Source organism: Geotoga petraea (assembly GCF_900102615.1).
GTDB lineage: Bacteria > Thermotogota > Thermotogae > Petrotogales > Petrotogaceae > Geotoga > Geotoga petraea.
The window spans coordinates 70,015-89,481 of the sequence record NZ_FMYV01000005.1 but is presented as its reverse complement, the minus strand read 5'-3'; the positions used below and the strand labels follow the sequence as shown (position 1 = coordinate 89,481).

Annotated in this window: 21 protein-coding genes; 17 read left to right on the top strand and 4 right to left on the bottom strand. The window is 28.7% G+C overall.

What is annotated here, in order from left to right:
* Positions 1-3: 3 nt before the first annotated feature.
* From BLS00_RS06855 to thiI, 4 genes are read right to left on the bottom strand one after another with little or no spacing between them, the layout of a single operon-like run.
* Entirely contained in the window at positions 4-864 is an 861-nt protein-coding gene (locus BLS00_RS06855) for a polyprenyl synthetase family protein (protein WP_091404038.1), read from the bottom strand.
* A 28-nt stretch (positions 865-892) separates the two neighbouring features.
* A complete protein-coding gene (locus tag BLS00_RS06850) occupies positions 893-1,396 on the bottom strand; it encodes a bifunctional nuclease family protein (protein WP_091404035.1) in 504 nt (167 codons plus the stop codon).
* Position 1,397: 1 nt separating this feature from the next.
* A complete protein-coding gene (locus BLS00_RS06845; protein WP_091404032.1) occupies positions 1,398-2,138 on the bottom strand; it encodes a lysophospholipid acyltransferase family protein in 741 nt (246 codons plus the stop codon).
* Positions 2,135-3,364: a tRNA uracil 4-sulfurtransferase ThiI gene (thiI, locus tag BLS00_RS06840; protein ID WP_167849029.1), complete on the bottom strand. Its 1,230-nt coding sequence runs from the start codon at positions 3,362-3,364 to the stop codon at positions 2,135-2,137. The genes BLS00_RS06845 and thiI overlap by 4 nt, the downstream gene beginning before the upstream one ends.
* A gap of 306 nt (positions 3,365-3,670) precedes the next feature.
* Here thiI and BLS00_RS06835 point away from each other — a divergent pair, with 306 nt between their 5' ends.
* The 17 genes from BLS00_RS06835 to BLS00_RS06755 all read left to right on the top strand — a co-directional run bounded on the left by BLS00_RS06835 (position 3,671) and on the right by BLS00_RS06755 (position 19,443).
* Entirely contained in the window at positions 3,671-4,237 is a 567-nt protein-coding gene (locus BLS00_RS06835; RefSeq protein ID WP_091404026.1) for a TetR/AcrR family transcriptional regulator, read from the top strand.
* A 22-nt stretch (positions 4,238-4,259) separates the two neighbouring features.
* On the top strand, positions 4,260-5,702 hold the full coding sequence (locus tag BLS00_RS06830) for a radical SAM/SPASM domain-containing protein (protein WP_091404023.1): 1,443 nt from the start codon (positions 4,260-4,262) through the stop codon (positions 5,700-5,702).
* A 105-nt stretch (positions 5,703-5,807) separates the two neighbouring features.
* Positions 5,808-6,770 (top strand): 1-phosphofructokinase family hexose kinase, encoded by a 963-nt coding sequence (locus BLS00_RS06825; protein WP_091404019.1) that lies wholly within the window; start codon positions 5,808-5,810, stop codon positions 6,768-6,770.
* A gap of 13 nt (positions 6,771-6,783) precedes the next feature.
* Positions 6,784-7,245 carry a CBS domain-containing protein gene (locus tag BLS00_RS06820; protein ID WP_091404017.1) on the top strand — a complete coding sequence of 154 codons (462 nt, stop codon included), beginning with the start codon at positions 6,784-6,786 and terminating at the stop codon, positions 7,243-7,245.
* Positions 7,238-8,515 carry a tRNA (N(6)-L-threonylcarbamoyladenosine(37)-C(2))-methylthiotransferase MtaB gene (gene mtaB / locus BLS00_RS06815; protein ID WP_091404013.1) on the top strand — a complete coding sequence of 426 codons (1,278 nt, stop codon included), beginning with the start codon at positions 7,238-7,240 and terminating at the stop codon, positions 8,513-8,515. Before BLS00_RS06820 ends, mtaB begins: the two co-directional genes overlap by 8 nt.
* On the top strand, positions 8,505-9,332 hold the full coding sequence (locus BLS00_RS06810; protein WP_091404008.1) for an aminotransferase class IV: 828 nt from the start codon (positions 8,505-8,507) through the stop codon (positions 9,330-9,332). The genes mtaB and BLS00_RS06810 overlap by 11 nt, the downstream gene beginning before the upstream one ends.
* A 1-nt stretch (position 9,333) precedes the next feature.
* On the top strand, positions 9,334-9,645 hold the full coding sequence (locus tag BLS00_RS06805; protein ID WP_091404003.1) for a DciA family protein: 312 nt from the start codon (positions 9,334-9,336) through the stop codon (positions 9,643-9,645).
* A complete protein-coding gene (locus tag BLS00_RS06800; protein WP_091404000.1) occupies positions 9,632-11,557 on the top strand; it encodes a DNA gyrase/topoisomerase IV subunit B in 1,926 nt (641 codons plus the stop codon). Before BLS00_RS06805 ends, BLS00_RS06800 begins: the two co-directional genes overlap by 14 nt.
* A gap of 17 nt (positions 11,558-11,574) precedes the next feature.
* On the top strand, positions 11,575-12,021 hold the full coding sequence (locus BLS00_RS06795; protein ID WP_135403097.1) for a hypothetical protein: 447 nt from the start codon (positions 11,575-11,577) through the stop codon (positions 12,019-12,021).
* Between the two features lie 14 nt (positions 12,022-12,035).
* On the top strand, positions 12,036-13,349 hold the full coding sequence (locus tag BLS00_RS06790; protein WP_091403994.1) for a cell division protein FtsA: 1,314 nt from the start codon (positions 12,036-12,038) through the stop codon (positions 13,347-13,349).
* A complete protein-coding gene (gene ftsZ, locus BLS00_RS06785; RefSeq protein WP_176759860.1) occupies positions 13,339-14,442 on the top strand; it encodes a cell division protein FtsZ in 1,104 nt (367 codons plus the stop codon). Before BLS00_RS06790 ends, ftsZ begins: the two co-directional genes overlap by 11 nt.
* Positions 14,420-15,496, top strand: a complete 1,077-nt coding sequence (locus BLS00_RS06780) for an ATPase, T2SS/T4P/T4SS family (protein WP_091403990.1) — start codon at positions 14,420-14,422, stop codon at positions 15,494-15,496. Before ftsZ ends, BLS00_RS06780 begins: the two co-directional genes overlap by 23 nt.
* Before the next feature lie 4 nt (positions 15,497-15,500).
* Positions 15,501-16,703, top strand: coding sequence for a hypothetical protein (locus BLS00_RS06775; protein ID WP_091403989.1), 1,203 nt, complete (start codon positions 15,501-15,503; stop codon positions 16,701-16,703).
* Positions 16,704-17,588 (top strand): DUF5685 family protein, encoded by an 885-nt coding sequence (locus BLS00_RS06770; RefSeq protein WP_091403986.1) that lies wholly within the window; start codon positions 16,704-16,706, stop codon positions 17,586-17,588. It abuts the gene before it with no gap.
* On the top strand, positions 17,524-17,748 hold the full coding sequence (locus tag BLS00_RS06765; RefSeq protein ID WP_091403984.1) for a hypothetical protein: 225 nt from the start codon (positions 17,524-17,526) through the stop codon (positions 17,746-17,748). The genes BLS00_RS06770 and BLS00_RS06765 overlap by 65 nt, the downstream gene beginning before the upstream one ends.
* Positions 17,749-17,750: 2 nt before the next feature.
* Positions 17,751-18,251, top strand: a complete 501-nt coding sequence (locus BLS00_RS06760) for a hypothetical protein (RefSeq protein ID WP_091403982.1) — start codon at positions 17,751-17,753, stop codon at positions 18,249-18,251.
* A 94-nt stretch (positions 18,252-18,345) separates the two neighbouring features.
* Positions 18,346-19,443 carry a KamA family radical SAM protein gene (locus BLS00_RS06755; protein WP_091403980.1) on the top strand — a complete coding sequence of 366 codons (1,098 nt, stop codon included), beginning with the start codon at positions 18,346-18,348 and terminating at the stop codon, positions 19,441-19,443.
* Positions 19,444-19,467 lie beyond the last annotated feature (24 nt).

Genomic DNA, 19,467 nt, shown 5'->3' with positions numbered 1-19,467 from the left:
ACCCTATTTTTTTTCTATATAAGACTTAATATTTGACAATTTTTCATAGAAAGATTTTAAATTATTTTCAATAAAAAGATTCCCGATTTTTTCAAATAAAGAGTCAGCGTATATTTTTGATTTTTCTCTTCCCAATAACTTTATAATTGTTGACTTGTTTTTATCAGCATTAATATCTTTTCCCAATTCCTCTTTTGTAGAATGGATATCTTTTAAATCATCATAAATTTGAAATGCTATTCCAAAATCAACACCAGCTTCAAAATATTGATCAACATGTTTTTTACTGGATAATATAAAAGGCAAAGCAAAACTAAGACCAAATAATTCTCCTGTTTTTTTCCTGTACATATTTATTATTTCCTCTTTTGAAGGAGTTTTTCCTAATTTTTCAAATAAAACATCTTCTGTTTCACCTTCTATAAGGGTTAATGTGGATTTTGAAAAAAGTGAAAAAATTTGGTTTTTTATTGACAGATCAATTATTTTTAAATCTGACACAATCTTTAAGGGAAGAACAAAACCATAATCTCCAGATAACAATGAAAGATAATCTCCGAATACCAAATGATTGGCCTTTTTACCTCTTCTTAAAGTGGCATTATCTATTTCAGGCATATCATCATGAATTAAAGAAGTTGTATGTAAAATTTCGACTGAAAAGCATAATTTTTCTACTGAATCGAAGTCATCTATTTTTAAAATATTAGAAATCTCTGAAATTATCCACGGTCTAAGTCTTTTGCCACCATTTTTTAAACTATAGCTTAAGGAATCTTTAATATCTTTATTGAAATTAATATTTTCAATAAAATAAGATAATTTTTTATCGAAATAATTTTTATAACTGATCAAAAAGTCCATACTTTCCCCCTTAAATAATTATATACATTTATTCATCGCCTTTATTGAAATAATCTTTCATATTGTCTATGTTGAATTCATCTAACATTTTTTTTAGATCATCTCTATCTTCTTCGATATCTCCTAAAAAATCAACTTCTACAGCGTTATTTATAGCTATATCATCATCTAAGAAGATGGAGGTTTCATTTTTTACTGCAAGAATAATAGCGTCAGAAGGTCTTGAATCGATAATAACGCTTTTTTCTTCAGAATTCTTAAGGTAAATGTTGGAATGATAAATGTTTTTTTCAATTTTAGTTATAACAATTTGTGTTATACTGTAGCCCATTTTTTTTAAAGTATTTATATATAAATCATGAGTTAATGGTCTATCAAATTTTTCTTTCTTTAATGCCATAGCCAATATTCCTGCTTCACAAGGTCCTATCCAAATTGGTAAGGCTAAATGTGTTTTTTCCAGGAACAAAAAAATAACTGGAGTATTAGAAACTTTATCCAACCCCATAGTTATTTTACTAATTATTTTCATTTTATCCCTCCTGAAGAGAAGTTGAAATGTTACTTTTTATGTGTTGCCTTAGTTCACTTTCACTAGCAAACTTTTCTGGTTCAATAACATCGAAAATTTTTATTTTAATCTTTGTTGGCTTAAAAAGAAAAGATCCTTTTTTACTAAGGTTGAAAGAACCGTTTATAGATATTGGTAAAATGTTTACTTTATACCTATACGGTACCATTAATGTACCTTTTTTGAATTCGCCCACATCACCTGTTTTAGTACGAGTACCTTCTGGAAAAACCGTTATAATAGAACCATTTTTTAGGTTTTTAGCAAATTTTCTTAATGAAGCAGCCCCAGATTTAGGATCTTTTCTATTTATCAACACACTATCTAAGGCATTAATATACTTTCCTACAATTGGCATTTTTGCCAACTCTATCTTTGCAACAAAACCACTTGGATAGACATAACCAAAAATCAATGGTATATCAAAATAACTTTGGTGATTAGATACTATAACATAAGGACCATTTTTAGGTATTTTATCTTTTCCATCCACTTCAACCTTACAAAAAAAGGATTTCATGATTATCCTACCAAACTTTTCAACAGTTTTTCTTACAAATTCTTTTGATTTCTCTTCTGAAGTTCTCTTTAAAAATCTTGCTTTTAATAAGCCGTAAGATCCATAACCAAATACTAAAACCAATATGACTATATAAAAATATAAGTTTAAGAAAAACAAGCCAATATTTTTTATAAAATTCATAATGTGCCTCCTAAAATATTTTCAAAATCATTTAATTCTTGAACTTCTTCTTTGAAAATTCTGTATCTTTTTGTTTCATTTAATGCCTCTAATTCTAATGAAAATAAATTATCAATTTCATTTTCTATTTTCTCTAAAACTGGTATCTTTGATTTTGTAGCTGGATTAGAAGGGAGAAAAATAGTGCACGAATCAGTTTGAGGTTTGATAGATGTATCATAAAAACCATATGATTTAGATAATTTTATTGTTTCTTCTTTGTCAAATCCTATGAGAGGCCTCAGTATTATTTTTTCTGTAGCATCTGATATAGAACCCAAATTCTCAACTGTTTGAGAAGCTACTTGTCCTAAACTTTCTCCAGTTATCAATAATTTTGTCTGTGTTAAATCTGATATTTTTGTTGCGATTCTCATCATAGATCTTCTTTGTAAAACTACTATGTTTTTACCAGCAATTTCTTTGTAAGCTTTTTGAACCTTTGTTAAAGGAACCATGTACAAGTCAATAGGGTTTGAATTATAATATGATAATTTTTTTGCTAATTCAATTATTTTTTCAACCGTCTTACTTCCTGTGAAAGGAGGACTATGAAAACTAACAGCATTAATCACCATACCCCTTTTCTGCATCAAAGTTCCAGCTACAGGGCTGTCTATTCCTCCTGAAAGAAGCAAAGTTCCTTTTGAAGATGTTCCTGTAGGCAAACCTCCTGCACATTTGATTTTTTCAGAGTATAAATACACACCCTCTTGACGAATGTCTATATATAAAATCATGTCAGGGTTTTTAACATCAACTTTTAACTCTTTAAATTTTTCAAGAACTTTTTCACCAATTAATGCTGCAAATTCTATGCTTGTATATTCGAAAGATTTGTCTGCTCTTTTTACTTCGACTTTGAAAGTTTTAATTGAATGACTTTCTATATAATCATTAACTAATTCATAAGATTTGTTTTTAATATCTTCCATATTCTTATCAACAAGATGAACAAAAGAAATAGAATGAATACCAAAAACTTTATTTAAATTGTCTTTTATTTTGTCTTTGTCATAACTTTTTAAATTTTTTTTAGGAGTTATATAGAACCTATTGTTAATCCTTTTGATCTTAGTTTTTCCCTCAAGCATTTTTTCTATATTTTCTTTAAGTTTATTCATGAAAATTCCCTTATTTTTATTTTTTAAGGAAATTTCATTTGTTCTAATAAGAATAAAATCCAATTTATTAACCTCCATATTTAGTGTCAATAAAATTATAACATAACACTATTAATATCGGTATAGAAAAAGACTATTATCAAAAAAGTAAACATTTAAACACAATATAATTAAAATTATGTTACATATATACTCCTAAATTAATGTTTATTAATAATCTTCTAAACAAAGACTATAAGCTAAAATTGTAAATATAAAGTAATTAAACTGTTTTAAATACGACAAAATATATCAGCGTTGACTAAAAAAATAAAAAGAAGTATAATTTTTGTAAGTGACTGTTCAGTCAATTGTTGTGAGGTGTTAATAATGGATATTTCTAAAGCTAAAAGCAAAAAAGAAATCATAGCTGACAAGACAATAGAAATCATACTTAATAAAGGACTATCCAAATTAACAATGGATGAAGTTGCCAAATCATGTGATTATTCTAAAGGAACTTTATATAATTACTATTCTAATAAAGATAATTTAATTGTATCGGCATTTATTAGATTAATTAATAAATTTACCTATAGAATTGATGATATTGAAGTTGATGAGAATCAAGCCATAGAAAAAAAAGCCGAATTTTATTCAGAAATTTATTCAAAAATATTTACTTCGTTGACAAAAGAAGAAATACTTAGAACATTTGAGATAATTCTTGGTTCTGTAAATAACAAAAAGAATTTTTCATCTTTAAAAAGTACATTTACAAAATATTTTACAGTAGTTTTGGATAAATTTGAAGATTTATTTGATTCAAAAAATAAGGCTTTGATGATTCAATCAATGTTGGTGGGACTGCAATTGTATAAAGTTTTTGGTGTTGATTTTGACAAAGAAACATTAACTAAAGAATTAAAAGATATTATTCTAAAATTATGTGAATAAATTTTTTGTGGAGGTGTAAATAATGAATATTTTAGATTCTATGAAAACTATGATGATGAAACAATCATCAAAACTTGTTGCCAATGTAGTTAGAAAAGCAGATGTAGAGCAATTAGGTAAATTATTTTGGACTCTTTCTAAATTTGCTAAAGAACCTGCAAAAAGCGGTTTAAGGCATTTAGCTGAAGGTGCAGACAGAGGAGATCCAATGATAAAGAATTGGTCTGAACTCTTCCAAAGAGCTAATCCAAAAGTAGTCGAAAAAGTTATTAACAATTTAATAATTAACGAATTTGCAGTTGGTGAAAAAGTTAGGCAAGAAAAAATGCACGAACATAAACTTGTTTTACCAAAATTGGCAATTATATCTCCTACATATGCTTGTAATTTAAGGTGTGTTGGTTGTTATGCCGCATTGTACGGCCACAAATATCAATTATCAAAAGAAGAAATAAGAAGTACAATAAAGCAGTTCAATGATTTGGGAATATACTTCTTTGTTATAACTGGTGGAGAACCTTTTGTTTACCCTCACCTTTTCGAAGTGTTAGAAGAGTTTAACGATTCTTATTTCATGATCTACACAAATGCAACTTTAATAAATGATGAAAATGCTAAGAGATTGGCTGAATTGGGAAATGCAACACTTGCTATATCAGTTGAAGGTTATGAAGAAATGACCGATTGGAGAAGAGGTAAAGGTGTATTTGAAAAAATAAAACATGCTTGGGAATTACTAAACAAACATGGAGTTATCTTTGGTTCTTCAATAACTGCAACAAGAAAAAATCACGAAATGATAATGGACGATTCTTTCTGGGAGTATTTAAAAGATCATGGTGTTGCTTTTGCTTGGGTATTCCAGTTTATGCCAGTTGGAGCGGACGCTTCATTAGAATTAGTTCCAACTCCAGAACAAAGATTAGAAAGGTTTAGGAAAACTGAAGAACTAAGACTTGGAGGCAAATTCTCTTTTGTAGCCGATTTCTGGAATCATGGGTTCTTAACTAATGGTTGTTTAGCAGCAGGTTCTAAATACCTACACATTAATGCAAAAGGATACGCTGAACCATGTGTTTTCCAACAGTTCGCAGTTGACAATATAAGAGAAAAATCAATTTTAGAAATTTTAAAATCTCCATTCTTTGAAGCATATAAAAGAACTATTCCATATTCAGATAACTTGTTTAGACCATGCCCTATTATAGACAATCCTAAAGTATTCAGATCTATGGTAAAGAAATTCAACGCTATTCCACAACATCCAGGTTCTGAAAGAGTTGTTAATGAATTAGGCCCTGAATTAGATGAATTGGCTGCAGAATGGAAAGTCTACGCTGATAAATTGTGGTACGAAGAAGGTTATTCAGAAAAATGGCCATCAAAAAGAGGCGTTTATAACTATGAAACAAGAATGAAAAAATATGAAAAAGACGAAGAAAAATTAGCCTTAGATAAAAAATAATTTTTAAATTATAAAGCCGCTTATGCGGCTTTTTTTTATATATTATATTATTGTTAATATTCATATGATATAATTTAAAGAAGCAAAAATAAGGAGGTTTTTAAATTGGAATACGATCTGCTAGCATTAACACTCAATCCATCGTTAGATAGAGAATTTGTTATAGAAAATTTTGATAGTGGAAATCTTTTTAGAATAAATAATCCCTCAAATTCAGATATGGAAGCAGGAGGTAAAGGTATAAACGTATCTTTAATGATTTCTGACCTCGGAGTTTCTTCTATAAATATGGGATTTCTTGGAGGTTTTATAGGTAACGTAATTCAATCAAAACTTTCTATAGTAAAAAATATAACTACAAATTTTATATATTGTACAGAAGAAACAAGAGAGAATATAGAAATCATAGATCCTTTAAAAAATACAATTACTGAGATAAATTCAATGGGACCTTTTATAAATGAAAATGATTTAGCTCATTTCATGAAAAGATATAAATCTGTTATCTCTTTAGTTGATCATGTATTGGTATCAGGTAGTATTCCGCCCGGGTTACCAATTACAATTTATTCTGATTTAATAAGTTATGCCAAGAAGCAAGGGAAAACAACATACATGGAAGCTAATGGCCCACATTTTGAAGAGACTATTAGAAATAATTGTCCTATGGTAGTAAAACCCGACTTGAGAAAAAGCACAAGAATACTTGGGAAAAATTTAGAGACTATTGAAGACTATCTGGAAGTAGGAGAGAAAATAATAGATTACGGGGCAAGGTTAGTTATAATGAGCTATCATGTTTTTGGAGATATGGTTTTTACAAAAGATGGGACTTGGTTATTCACCGCTACAAAAGAAATTGAAAGATCGCATTTATTTGGTGCCGGGGATGCTTTTATGTCTGGAATAGTTACATATCTTATAAAAAAGGGGTATGACTATTTAGAAGCCGCAAAATTTGGTATGGCGGCAGCTATTTCTTCAACAAATTATATAGGAAAGATTTTAGGGGCTGAAGAAGAAATAGAAATGTGCAAATCAAAATTTAAAGTAGAAAAAATAAGATAAGGAGGGATGATTAATGACTGCGTTAGATATCATGCAAAGAGATTTAACAGCAATCATGAAAGATGAATCAATAGATAGATTTATTATAATATGTAAAAGACATGGTTTATCAGCCTTGCCTGTTGTAGATGATAATTTTAAATTAGTAGGATACCTTAGTGAAAGTGGAATTATAAGTGCATCCCTCCCTGGTTATCTAAGTTTAATGGAGAGTAGTGCTTTTATACCTGATTCACATCAATTTTTTACTGGATTGAACAAAATTCTTTACAAACCAGTATCTGATTTTATGGTGGATAAACCTTTTAAAGTAAATGTCGATGACACTGTTTTGCACGTTGCAGATGTTATTATAAAGAACAAATTAAAAATTATCCCCGTTGTTGATGATCAAAATAGATTGGTTGGAATTATCAGAAGAATAGGGCTACTGAGCCAAGCTGCAAGAGGTGAATTAATACAAGAAAATGAATAAAAAAATATCTTTTATAACTTATGGTTGTAAACTAAATCAGTCTGAAACAGAAAAAATGGCTGAAAAGTTGAATTCTAACTATAATATAACATTTGAAGAAAAAGATGGAAGAAGTGACATATACGTACTAAATACTTGCACCGTAACTGCAGAAGCAGAAAGAAAAATTAGACAAACAATCAGAAGAATAAAAAGGAAAAATTCAAATATAAAAATAATTGCTACTGGATGCTACTCTCATACAGATGCAGAAAAGCTAAAAGAAATTGGGGCAGATCTGGTATTGGGAAACTTAGAAAAAAAATATATTGATCAGAACATTGAAAAAGAAGGAATTTTTGTAGATAAAGCCTATTGGCTAAGGAAACAAGACAAAATAGAAATTCCTAATTTTCCGATGGGAAATAGAACAAGAGTATTTCTTCCAATAGAGGAAGGTTGCTATAACGCATGCACTTATTGTAGAATAATATTTTCAAGAGGTACAAAGATTAGAAGCTTAGATAAAGAAATTATATTCGATAAAATATCAGATTTTATAGATCAAGGGATAAAAGAAATAGTTTTAACAGGAATTAATTTAGGGTATTATGGATATAGAACTGATTATAATTTTAAATGTCTTTTAAAAGATATCGAAAAAAAATTTGGAACTAAAAATATCAGAATAAGGATAAGCTCTTTATATCCAGATATGATAGATGAACAGTTTGCTAAAATAGTTAACGAATCGGATATTTTTGAAAATCATGTACATCTTTCTCTTCAACATGTTTCTAATGATGTTTTAGAAAATATGGGAAGAAAATATAGAAAAAAAGATATAAACAATGCCTTTAAAAATTTAAGAAAATATAATGAAAATTTTTCTATAACAGCAGATATAATAGTTGGATTTCCTGGAGAAACTGAAGAAGACTTCCAGGAATTGATTAACTTTGTGAAAAAAAATAAATTACAAAAAATACATGGGTTCAGATTTTCTGCAAGGCCTAATACAAAAGCAAAGAGACTTGAAAATCAAATTCCAGGGAATATAAAGAAAGAGAGAAACAAAATTCTATTTGAAGCCTCAAAATATTCATCAAAAGATTATATTTTAAATATGATAGGCAAAAAAGTTAAAGTTCTAATAGAGAATAATAACAAAGGTTACGATGAGTATTACATTAGCCATAAAATTAACGGTCAAAACAATGAAGAGAATAATTTTAAAGAAGTTATAATAAAGCAAATAAATACTGAAGGGGTGGCATCAGATGTTTTTTAATGGAAAAGAATGGATAGAATACCCTCTTATAAATGCCGATGACCAAGCTTTTATGAGTGGAATTTCAGTTTATGAAGTTATCAGAACTTATTCAAAAGTTCCATTTGCTATGAAAAAACACTATAAAAGATTGAAAAGATCAGCAGATTTTATGAACTTTGAAATTCCAGAATTTGGTGATTTACTGGAAATAATCAACCAAGCAATTAAGGTTCATAATTATCCAGAATATAGATTTAGAATATACGTAACCCCACAAACTTCTTTAAAAAAGACTGTATATTGTTTTGTAGAGAAATTAGAACATAAAAATGAAGTCTTTGAGGATGGAGTTGTTGTTAATATAGCAAGAGAAAGAAAACCTTTCTCTCCTGTAATACCCTATTACGTAAAATCTCCGCTAAACGGTTTTATGAAGTATATTCACAATAAGTATGATTATTTTTATGAATCTATAATTCTAAACGAGTATGGATATGTTACAGAGTGTACATATTCAAATATTTTTTATGTAAATTCAAATGTATTAATAACTCCCCATATTTCTTCAGGGGTATTGCCTGGAATAACAAGGAGTAATATAATAGGACTTGCAAAAAGTTTAAGCATGGAAGTTGAGGAAAAACAAAATGTTGAAGCATGGGAACTTCTTTCAGCGGATGAAATCTTTTTGACACATACAACAATGGGGGTTGTGCCTGTTAGAAGAATATTCCCAGATTTCACTTTTGCTGTTCCAGGATTAGTAACAGAAACTCTTATGGATAATTGGAAAGAATATATATTAGAAGATCAAACAAATTGGGAAGGTGTTTGACTTGGAAGAAAAAATGGGAGATTTTTTGAAAAGACTTTCAAAAAAAAATCCCATAATAAAAAAGTCATATTCGATAAATGAGATAAAAAAAATCTGGGAAGAAATTGCAGATGAAAATTTAAAAGAAGATACTGAAATAAAAGATTATTTCAGTAGAGATAAATTATTAATTATTTCTTGTAAGAACAACGTTGTTATGCAAGAAATAGTTTTTAATTCTAACGAAATCATTGAAAATATCAACAAAAAATTAAGTCAAGATATAGTAAATGAAATCAAGGTAATTCGGAGGTGTAACGATGCTAAACGATGAATATTCAGGTGAACAAATTAAGGTTTTAAAAGGGTTAGAGCCTGTTAGAATGAGACCAGGAATGTATATAGGTTCTACTTCTCAAGCTGGGCTGAACCATATGGTGTATGAAATTATAGATAATGGTATTGATGAGCATATTAACGGTTATGCTAAAAATCTAAAAGTAGTGTTAAATACTGACGATAGTGTAGAAGTAACAGATGATGGTAGGGGTATTCCTGTAGATATGCATCCTACAGAAAAAAGATCTACTTTAGAGGTAGTTATGACGGTTTTACACGCAGGTGGTAAATTCGATAAAAAAGCTTATAAAGTTTCTGGAGGATTGCATGGTGTTGGTGCTTCAGTGGTTAACGCTTTATCCGAATATATGATTGTAAAAGTATTTCAAAATGGGAAAATATACTATCAAAAATATTTAAAAGGAGTGCCTGAAGAACCGGTAAAAGTTATCGGAGATACAGATAAAAAAGGTACGTATATTAAATTTAAACCTGATGCAGATATTTTTGAAGACAGAGAAATAGCAGTTGACGCACACTCAATTGAAACAAGATTAAGAGAAATAGCCTTTCTAAATCCCGAGCTAACTATAGAATTTGAAGATAAAAAGAAAGAAAAACATCTCACTTTTCATTTTTCTGGGGGTTTAAAAGAGTTTTTAGAATTCAATTTAAAAAAGAAGAAGAAAAATGCAATTTCAGAATCTATCGGTATAAGTGGTGCATATCAAGTAAAAAAAGGCGAACCAGATATGCAACTAGATCTTGAAATGGTTTATACAAATTCAGATGAAACGAGTATAATTTCATTTGTCAACAATATTAGAACCATTGATGGTGGGGAACATGAATCTGGATTTAAATCTGCTTTAACCAGATTATGTAATGATTATGCGAGAAAATATGGAGTTTTGAAAGAAAAAGACGAAAACTTCACTGGCGATGATGTTAGAGAAGGGCTAGTAGCTATTTTGCATTTAAAAATGGCGGAACCCATTTTTGAAGGTCAAACTAAAGGTAAATTGGGTTCAAAAGCTGCAAGAGAAGCAGTCAATCAAATAGTAAATGAATATCTAACAATATATTTTGATTCACACCCAAAAGAATCAAAACAGATATTTGAAAGAATTAAAATCGCTACAAAAAGAAGATTAGCAGCTAAGAGAGCAAGAGATAGTGTTAAAAGAAAATCAATTTTTGAAAACTCAACTCTTCCAGGTAAATTAGCCGACTGTATTTCTAAAGACCTTTCAGAATCAGAAATATTTATAGTCGAAGGAGATTCTGCTGGAGGTAATGCTAAACAAGCAAGAGATAGATACTTCCAAGCTATATTGCCACTAAGGGGTAAAATAGTTAATGCTGAGAAAAAAGATCTTTTAAGACTTTTGAAAAATGACACCATTGTCAACATTACTACAGCTCTTGGAACAAGCATTGGTGATGAGTTTGATATTTCCAAGCTAAGATATGGTAAGATTATCATCATGACAGATGCCGATGTTGATGGTGCTCATATTAGAACTTTATTACTCACTCTCTTTTATAAGTATATGAGAAAATTAATAGAAAATGGGAATGTATATATAGCAGTTCCTCCACTTTATAGAATTGAAGTTGATAGAAAACAAATTTATTTATTTTCAGAAGATGAGTTAGAAGTGATCAAAGAAAAATACAAAGATAAAAAATGGAAATTGCAAAGATATAAAGGTTTAGGAGAAATGAATCCAGAACAACTTTGGGAAACAACCATGGATGTGGATAACAGGAAACTTCTTAGAGTTAAAATAGAAGATCTTGAAATGGCCGATGAAACTATTAATATTTTGATGGGTGATGATCCATCGTTAAGAAGAACTTTTATAGAAGATAATGCATATAAAGTAAAGGAATTAGATATTTAATGAAATTGTCATATTTTATGGCTAAAATTGTTTTTTTACTTTTGTTCATTACAAGTGTGATACTAATCTTATTCCCCCTGAAAAATAGGGGGAATAATTTATATACTACAGAAAGTGAAAGAGCAAATCCCTATTATATAACTGAGTATAAAAATAGGTTTTTTTATCATGACTTTTTTGGTAGGGTAGTTTTCGTAGATGACATCAAAATTCCCAATATTCCAATCATAAATTTTTCAGATGATATAAATAATGAAATTAAAATTGTTCGAAATATAGAAGGGAAAAATAATATTATTAAAATTGATTTTCTCAAAAATGAAATTATTTGTTATAATAAAGTTAGAATAAAATACTATAAAAAAGAAGAATTGACAGAATTTTTCAAAGCAAATTTTGATTTGAGTAATATAGAATCAGGGAACTATCTATTAATAAATGAAGTTTTGATAAAAGAAGACTAAATAGGGGGGGTATAATGCCTAAGAACTATATTATTGGACTTGATATAGGAAGTTATTTTACTAAAGGGGTGTTATTTGAAGAAGAATTTGATAAATACACTCCGTTAGCATATGAAAAAATAAAAACAGACGGAATAATAAATGGAGAAATACAAGACGTTGAAACTATAAGAAAAACAATTCAGAAGATAATTAATAGACTACAACAAGGCCTTCCAAAAAAAGTAAAAGGAATAGATATAGTCGTTGGTTATTCAACGAATTCGTTATACATTACACAAGAGAATTTTACAGTTGAATACAATCAAAAAACTGAAATAAAAGAATCAGATTTGAAGAAAATAAAAAACAACATAATTAGCAAATATGAAGATGACAGTAAACTTATTTTAGATTCCAATTTTATGAAGTTTATAATTGACGATAAAAGTGTTAGAAATCCTATTTCTTTCTTTGCCCAAAGGTCTTTGTCTACTGCTTTAAACGTTGTTTGGGTAACCGAAAATTCATTTGCTTTATTAGTTAACGTATTTAAAAACATTGTTGATGAGTCTGAAATACCATTTTATGACACGACTCTATCTTCTGCTTATGCTGTAACTACTGCAAATGATAGAGATATTGGAGTTACAGTTATAGATTTTGGATACCATATGTGTAGAATAATTATATTTAAAGATGGAATTCCAAAACTATATTATGCTTTCCCTTATGGAATTAAATATGTTTTAAAAGACATCTCAAATGTTCTTAAAACATCTGAAGAAGAAGCACACAGACTATTGATTGAGGAAGGAGTGTGTTTAATAGATACCAAAACAATAAAAAAAGTTGATTTTGAATCCATTTCAGGAAGAGGCGATTCTTATATATCTCAAAACTTGTTGAATAAAATTATTTTTGCAAGAGTTAGAGAGATAATATCAAGATTGAATGGAGAACTATCTAAAATAAGCTATGAAAAAACTTTAGAAGTAGGGACATGGCAAGGCGGAATAGTATTCACTGGCGGGGGAGCTGAAATTAAAAATATAGAACAAACTATAAAAGAACTAATGGGGGACAATTTCAGAAAAGGTGTTTTAACAAACAATAGCCATTTTGAAGTTAATCCAGAATTAAAGGCAAATTCTGAATTCATACCGGTGTTTGGTATTTTAGAAAGATATAGAATTGACAAAAATGAAAGACAAGCAGTTGAAATTTCGTCAAAACAATCATCAAAACAAAAAAATAATGAAAAAAATAGAAAAGAAAAAAACAAGCAAAAAGGCTTTTTCAAAAATTTAATTGATAAGCTAACAGGTGGTGAAGATGATGCCTTTTGAGATGGATGAAATACAAAAAAAAGGACCTTTATTTAGTAAAAAATCCAATTATAAAATAAAAGTAATCGGTGTTGGCGGAGCTGGAAACAATGCAATCCAAAGAATGATTAAAAAAGGTGTTGACGATGTAGAACTTATTGCAGCCAATACAGACGTTCAGGTTCTTGAAAATTTGGATGCAGAAAATAAATTACAACTTGGAAAAGAACTAACCAGAGGGCTTGGAGCTGGAGGAGACCCTGCAAAAGGGAGGGAATCTGCAATTGAAAGTAAAGAAGAAATAAAGGAATGGCTTCAAGAAACTGATTTGCTTTTTATTACAGCTGGATTAGGTGGAGGAACAGGAACAGGAGCTTCGCCCATTATTGCCGAACTTGCCACACAGATGGATATACTAACAGTTGCTATTGTTACCATGCCATTTCATTTTGAAGGGTCGACAAAAGAAAGATTGGCTCTTGACGGGCTTCAAAATTTGAAAAGGTCAGTTGACAGTTTGATAAAAATATCCAATGACAAATTAATAGACAATGGTGAAAATATCCCTATAGATAAAGCTTTTGAAAAAGCTGATGATATTTTATATCAAGCTATAACCGGTATATCTGACCTCATTACTAAACCAGGAATGATAAATCTTGACTTTGCTGATGTGGCATCGGTATTGAAAATTAAAGGTTCTGCTATGCTTGGTATAGGTGTTGCAAAAGGTGAAAGAAGATCAGAAGAAGCTATAAAAAATGCTTTAAATTCTAAATTATTAGAAGACCAAGTAAGAAATGCAACCGCTGCATTGGTTAATATTGCTGGTAAAAACCCAACAACAGAAGATGTTAGAATAATTAACGAAATTTTGAGATCTTATGCCATTGATGATGCCAAATTGAAAATGGGAATATCGACTGTTGAACTTCCCCCTGAAGTAATAAAAGTTACTGTTGTAGCATCAGGTTATGACAAATTACCAGGAGAAGATAATTATTTAGATTTATACGAGCAACCAGCTCTTTACAGACAATTTGGAAAAACAATTGTTGCTGATGAAATAACAAAATTAAACAAATATCTAAATGAAAACAGTGATTATGAATAACGATTTTTATAGTTTATATGAAGAATTAGACACTTATGATTTTAAGGGTGGAATAGATCAATTAGGTTTTAACTTTTCCGATAGAAGAATAACAGATTACCATTTTGAACCATTGAAAGAGAATGTAAGAGTAAAAATAAGATACTCTGGAAAATTGTTGAACTTTAAGACTATAACCAAAGAAAATTATGACGAATTACTCAACTTAATTCTATTACAAACCGGGAAAGATATCATAAACGATACCAAAAACACAGATGGTAGCTTTGAGCATAACGGATTAAACTTCAGAGTTTCATTTATGAAATCCGTAAACGGTATTTCTTTAGTTATTAGAAGACTACAAAATATTAAAGAAGTTGAGGTTAAAATACCTGAGAATTTAGAAGAGAAAATATTGAATTCAATAAAGAGCAAATCAAAAGTAACAATATTTTCAGGGCCTACAGGGGCTGGAAAATCTACTACAATGGCTTATATTATAAACAAGATTAAAGATGATTTTAAAGTTCACTCAATAGAAAGCCCCGTAGAATACATAAACGAAAATATTATTCAAATAAACGTTGAAGAAGAAGATAAAGTTGATGTATTAAAATACATATTAAGACAGGATCCAGAGATCATTCAAATAGGTGAAGTACGCGAAAAATCATTTGCTAAATTGCTTTTCGAATCAGCAGTTACTGGGCATTCTTTGGTTGCGTCTCTCCATTCTCAAAATGTTTTTAAAGCTCTAAGTAGGCTAAAAGGCCTTGGAATAAACGAAGAACAAATATTGAGTAATTGTGATCTTATAATAAATCAAAGATTGATACCTAAAATCTGTCAACAGTGCTCAGGTAGTGGTTGTGAAAATTGCTATCAAACAGGGCAAGATGGTTATGTGACTGTATTTGAATACTTAAGAATTTCTGATGGAATTTTTAAAGATTATAAAAAATTGCCTGACGGTATCTATTATTCTTTTAAAGATCAACTAATAAAATTATTAGAAAAACATCAAATAAGTTATGAGTCATATCAAGAAACAATAGGCTCATATAAAGGATGATAACATGAAATATTATTCAAAAAGTCCTAAAGAATGGGAAGAGTACGATCAAGAAAAGAGAGAAAATAAAAAAGATAGGTACAAAACAATCAGAAAATATACATCTTATTTAATAATATTTATAGCTATTATGGCTCTGATTTTCACATTTTTTGGTCCAAGATTATCGAGATTTAACCTTTCATACAACATAGTTATAGATGGTATAAGTTTTAACTTGGTGACCGAAGATCAGTTTTTATATCCAGAAAAAATAACTTCAAATGTAAATGTTCAAAATACGACAAATAATGATAAAACGATAAAAATAGACAATTTCTATTATGAAATAATTAAATCAGAAAATAACGAAACTATATTCGATTTTGAACATAATGAAACTGTAACTACAATCTTAAGCCCATATCAAACGAGATTAATCTTTGATCTTGAAAAAGAGACAGAGATATCAGAGTTAGAATCAGGAAAATACATAATAAACACAAGCTTTGAGTTTAATGGACAAAAAGTAAATCTAAACAGGGATTTCAATTACAATCAGGATTTTAAACTAAACTTTTATTCAGATAGGAACTTCTATTTAGAAAGTGAAACTCCAAAGTTTGTAGTTACTTTTCAAAATAATTCAAAAGAGATGTACAATAAAGAAGTTTTTGGTAAGCTTATTTACTCAAAAGATGGAGAAAATATATACGAACGCCAGATAAACTTTGGTTCTTTAGAATTGCAGCCATTAGAGTCATCTCAATTTGAAATAACTTCTAATAGGCTATTTGAAAGTGGTATTTATAGAGTAATGTTTGATATAGAGAGTATGGATAAAAAGATAATAACTACTTTAAATATAGCTAATCAAATTAATTCAAACCCAGAAAATATAGCTATTAACGATTTTACACTACAAACTTTTGAACAGGGTCAAAAATTGTATTATAAAGCTTATTTGGATAACAAAGTAAAAAATCCTCAAAGTCTTATTATGAATTCATATGGAATAAGGATTCAATACAACGGAGAAGAATTATACAATTATAGAAATGATGAATCAACAAGGATATATATCTCAGAATACGGTTCTACTGAGATATTTGATCTTGAGAATGTAAAAGAGATAGAGCTAAACAAAAAAGGGAGGTATTTTATAAACTTTTTTGTTGAGGTTCAAGGCAAGATTATAACAACTCAAAATAGTATAGAGGTAAGATAAATGTATGGATATATATCGTTATACTTTCACCCAAGTGATGAAGAGAGAAAAACGTATTTGAACTATTACTGTGGAATTTGCCACAACTTGAAGAAAAACTATGGGAATATTTATAGGCCAACTATAATAAAAGAAGTTGTTTTATTTGCAATGATGCAAAATGAAGCAAAGAATGTAGAGGAATTTAGATGTCCACTGATGAGATTTCAAAAAAGGTATAAACCAAAAGACGATTCTTTTATGGACAAATATAGTGACTTGAATCTTTTGATAGTTTATGGAAAGCTTCTTGATTATAAATTTGAAGGACACAAAATTGCAGATTATTTTTTAAAAGGTATTGAAAGTAAAATTAATGAAAAATATGATGATGATTTTATATTGGATTATTCTAAACTGATAAAGGAACAGTCAGAAATAGAAAAGTATTCAGAGGATATGGATGAATTAGCAAGACCTTCAGAAAAGATATTAGAAAAAATATTAAATCTATACTTTCCAGAAAAAGAGAATTATATACTTGCTAATACTATTGGATATTTAATATATTTGATAGATAGTATTTATGATTTTAAAAAGGACAAAAAGAGGAACAATTTTAATGCTATAAGAAGAGTTTATAAAGTCGATGATTTAAGAGGTTTAAAAAAAGAGGAAATAGAAAAAATTCTAACAACTTTTGATATTTGTGCTAAGATTATTATAGACAATTACGAAGAATTTTCTGATTTTAATCAACATTTGGTGAAAAAACTTTTGGCATTTTCTGTAGCATATCATAGAAAAGAAATAACCAATTTAATAGTTGGGGGTGAAAAATATGAAAAAAATGATGATGGAAGATTTAAAAAAGGGAAAAATAAGCAATTTGTATTCAAATTATAAAAATGATGAAGAATTCAAAGAAGATGTAGAGGATTTCAGATCTGGATACTACACTTATAGAAGTAATGATTGTGGGCAATGTTTGCAATGTTTAGGTGGTGCTGTTTGTGCTGATACTATGTGTGAATGTCTTGGTGGAGATATTTGTAGTTTCTTTTAATCATGAAAATATATCAAATCAATATAGTTAAAACTTCTATTTTTGTTGTAGTATTCTATTTATTGTATTTATCTAGTCAGTATATCAGATTAGCCCCAACAATAATACCAATATTAACACCAATTTCAATATTATACTTAGATAAAAAGTACGGTTTTATTTTTTCAGTATCTTACATGTTTTTGCTTTTTATTTCTGGATTTCAAATTCAATCATTGTCCATATTCTTTTTATTTTTGTTGCCATTGATATTATTTAAAAACCTAAAAAAATTTTTAGTATATGCAATTATTGCTTTAATATTATCGATATTAAATTACTATATAATTTTTGAATTTTTCACTGAATTGATCCCTCAATTCATACTTAATAACGCTTTGTTAAAAATATTTGGTTATATAGCTTATTATGTTTTTCTGTTAGCTTATCCTTTTTTATTGAATAGGTTAAAAATGGAAATAGACAATATTATCAACAAATACATGGGGCAAAAAGGAGATTAAAAATGAAATGAAGTCTCCTTTTTTTTTATGGTATTACCAAATATGTTATAATATAATTGAAAGTAATATACTTCTGTTTAAGGAGGTTTTTATTATGTATCCAGAATATTTGATAAATATTGATAAAGTATCTAAACTTTCCGAAGAAGAAAAAGTTGCTTTAAAAGAAGTAACACAAAAATATAAATTTCGTTCAAATGAATATTATTTATCTCTTGTTGATTGGGAAGATCCTGAAGACCCAATTAGAAAAATTATCATTCCACAGATGGGAGAGCTTGAAGAGTGGGGGAGTTTAGATTCATCATCTGAAAAGAATTATACTGTTCAAAGGGGATTTCAGCATAAGTACAGAGATACCGCTTTGTTATTAGTAAACGATGTTTGTGGGGGATTTTGTAGATTTTGCTTTAGAAAAAGACTTTTTATAAACCCTGGTGAAGAAGTCTCAAGAAATGTAGAAAAAGAAATTGAGTATATAAAAGACCATAAAGAGATAACTAATGTTTTGTTAACTGGAGGAGACCCACTTCTTTTATCAACAAAAAAATTAAAAGATATAATAACAAAAATTAGAGAAATAGATCATGTTAAAATAATAAGAATTGGTTCTAAATTATTTTCATTTAATCCTTATAGAATTATAGAGGACGAATCATTGTTAGATCTCATCGAAGAAAATTCTACAAGAGAAAAAAGAATATATTTTATGATGCATTTTAACCATCCAAAAGAAATCCAAAAACCCTCAATCGAAGCGATTGATAAAGTTTTAAAAAGTGGAGCTATTGCAGTCAATCAAACTCCTTTGGTAAAAGGGATTAACGATAATTCAAAAGTTTTATCAGAATTATTTAAAAAACTAAGTTTTTATGGAGTACCACCTTATTACGTTTTTCAAGGTAGACCTGTTAAAGGTAATAAACCGTTTATTGTTCCAGTTGAAAAAGGATTTACTATATTTTTAAAATCCATAGCTTCTATTTCTGGATTGGCGAAACGGCCCAGATTTGTGATGTCACATAAAACTGGAAAAATAGAAGTGTCTTCAATGACAAAAGAAAATATAATATTTAGATACCATAGAGCAGTCGATGAAGATAATTATAAAAAGTTTTTTGTTTATAAAAGAAACCCAAACGCTTATTGGTATGATGATTATAAAGATTTAAAAGAAATATATCAATTTTAACATAAAGAGGATATCTTATAGATA

Coding starts and splice junctions, on each gene's coding strand:
- BLS00_RS06855 (WP_091404038.1), bottom strand. CDS start 864: ATGGACTTTTTGATCAGTTATAAAAATTATTTCGATAAAAAATTATCT.
- BLS00_RS06850 (WP_091404035.1), bottom strand. CDS start 1,396: ATGAAAATAATTAGTAAAATAACTATGGGGTTGGATAAAGTTTCTAAT.
- BLS00_RS06845 (WP_091404032.1), bottom strand. CDS start 2,138: ATGAATTTTATAAAAAATATTGGCTTGTTTTTCTTAAACTTATATTTT.
- BLS00_RS06835 (WP_091404026.1), top strand. CDS start 3,671: ATGGATATTTCTAAAGCTAAAAGCAAAAAAGAAATCATAGCTGACAAG.
- BLS00_RS06830 (WP_091404023.1), top strand. CDS start 4,260: ATGAATATTTTAGATTCTATGAAAACTATGATGATGAAACAATCATCA.
- BLS00_RS06820 (WP_091404017.1), top strand. CDS start 6,784: ATGACTGCGTTAGATATCATGCAAAGAGATTTAACAGCAATCATGAAA.
- mtaB (WP_091404013.1), top strand. CDS start 7,238: ATGAATAAAAAAATATCTTTTATAACTTATGGTTGTAAACTAAATCAG.
- BLS00_RS06810 (WP_091404008.1), top strand. CDS start 8,505: ATGTTTTTTAATGGAAAAGAATGGATAGAATACCCTCTTATAAATGCC.
- BLS00_RS06800 (WP_091404000.1), top strand. CDS start 9,632: ATGCTAAACGATGAATATTCAGGTGAACAAATTAAGGTTTTAAAAGGG.
- BLS00_RS06795 (WP_135403097.1), top strand. CDS start 11,575: ATGGCTAAAATTGTTTTTTTACTTTTGTTCATTACAAGTGTGATACTA.
- BLS00_RS06790 (WP_091403994.1), top strand. CDS start 12,036: ATGCCTAAGAACTATATTATTGGACTTGATATAGGAAGTTATTTTACT.
- ftsZ (WP_176759860.1), top strand. CDS start 13,339: ATGCCTTTTGAGATGGATGAAATACAAAAAAAAGGACCTTTATTTAGT.
- BLS00_RS06780 (WP_091403990.1), top strand. CDS start 14,420: ATGAAAACAGTGATTATGAATAACGATTTTTATAGTTTATATGAAGAA.
- BLS00_RS06775 (WP_091403989.1), top strand. CDS start 15,501: ATGAAATATTATTCAAAAAGTCCTAAAGAATGGGAAGAGTACGATCAA.
- BLS00_RS06770 (WP_091403986.1), top strand. CDS start 16,704: ATGTATGGATATATATCGTTATACTTTCACCCAAGTGATGAAGAGAGA.
- BLS00_RS06765 (WP_091403984.1), top strand. CDS start 17,524: ATGAAAAAAATGATGATGGAAGATTTAAAAAAGGGAAAAATAAGCAAT.
- BLS00_RS06760 (WP_091403982.1), top strand. CDS start 17,751: ATGAAAATATATCAAATCAATATAGTTAAAACTTCTATTTTTGTTGTA.
- BLS00_RS06755 (WP_091403980.1), top strand. CDS start 18,346: ATGTATCCAGAATATTTGATAAATATTGATAAAGTATCTAAACTTTCC.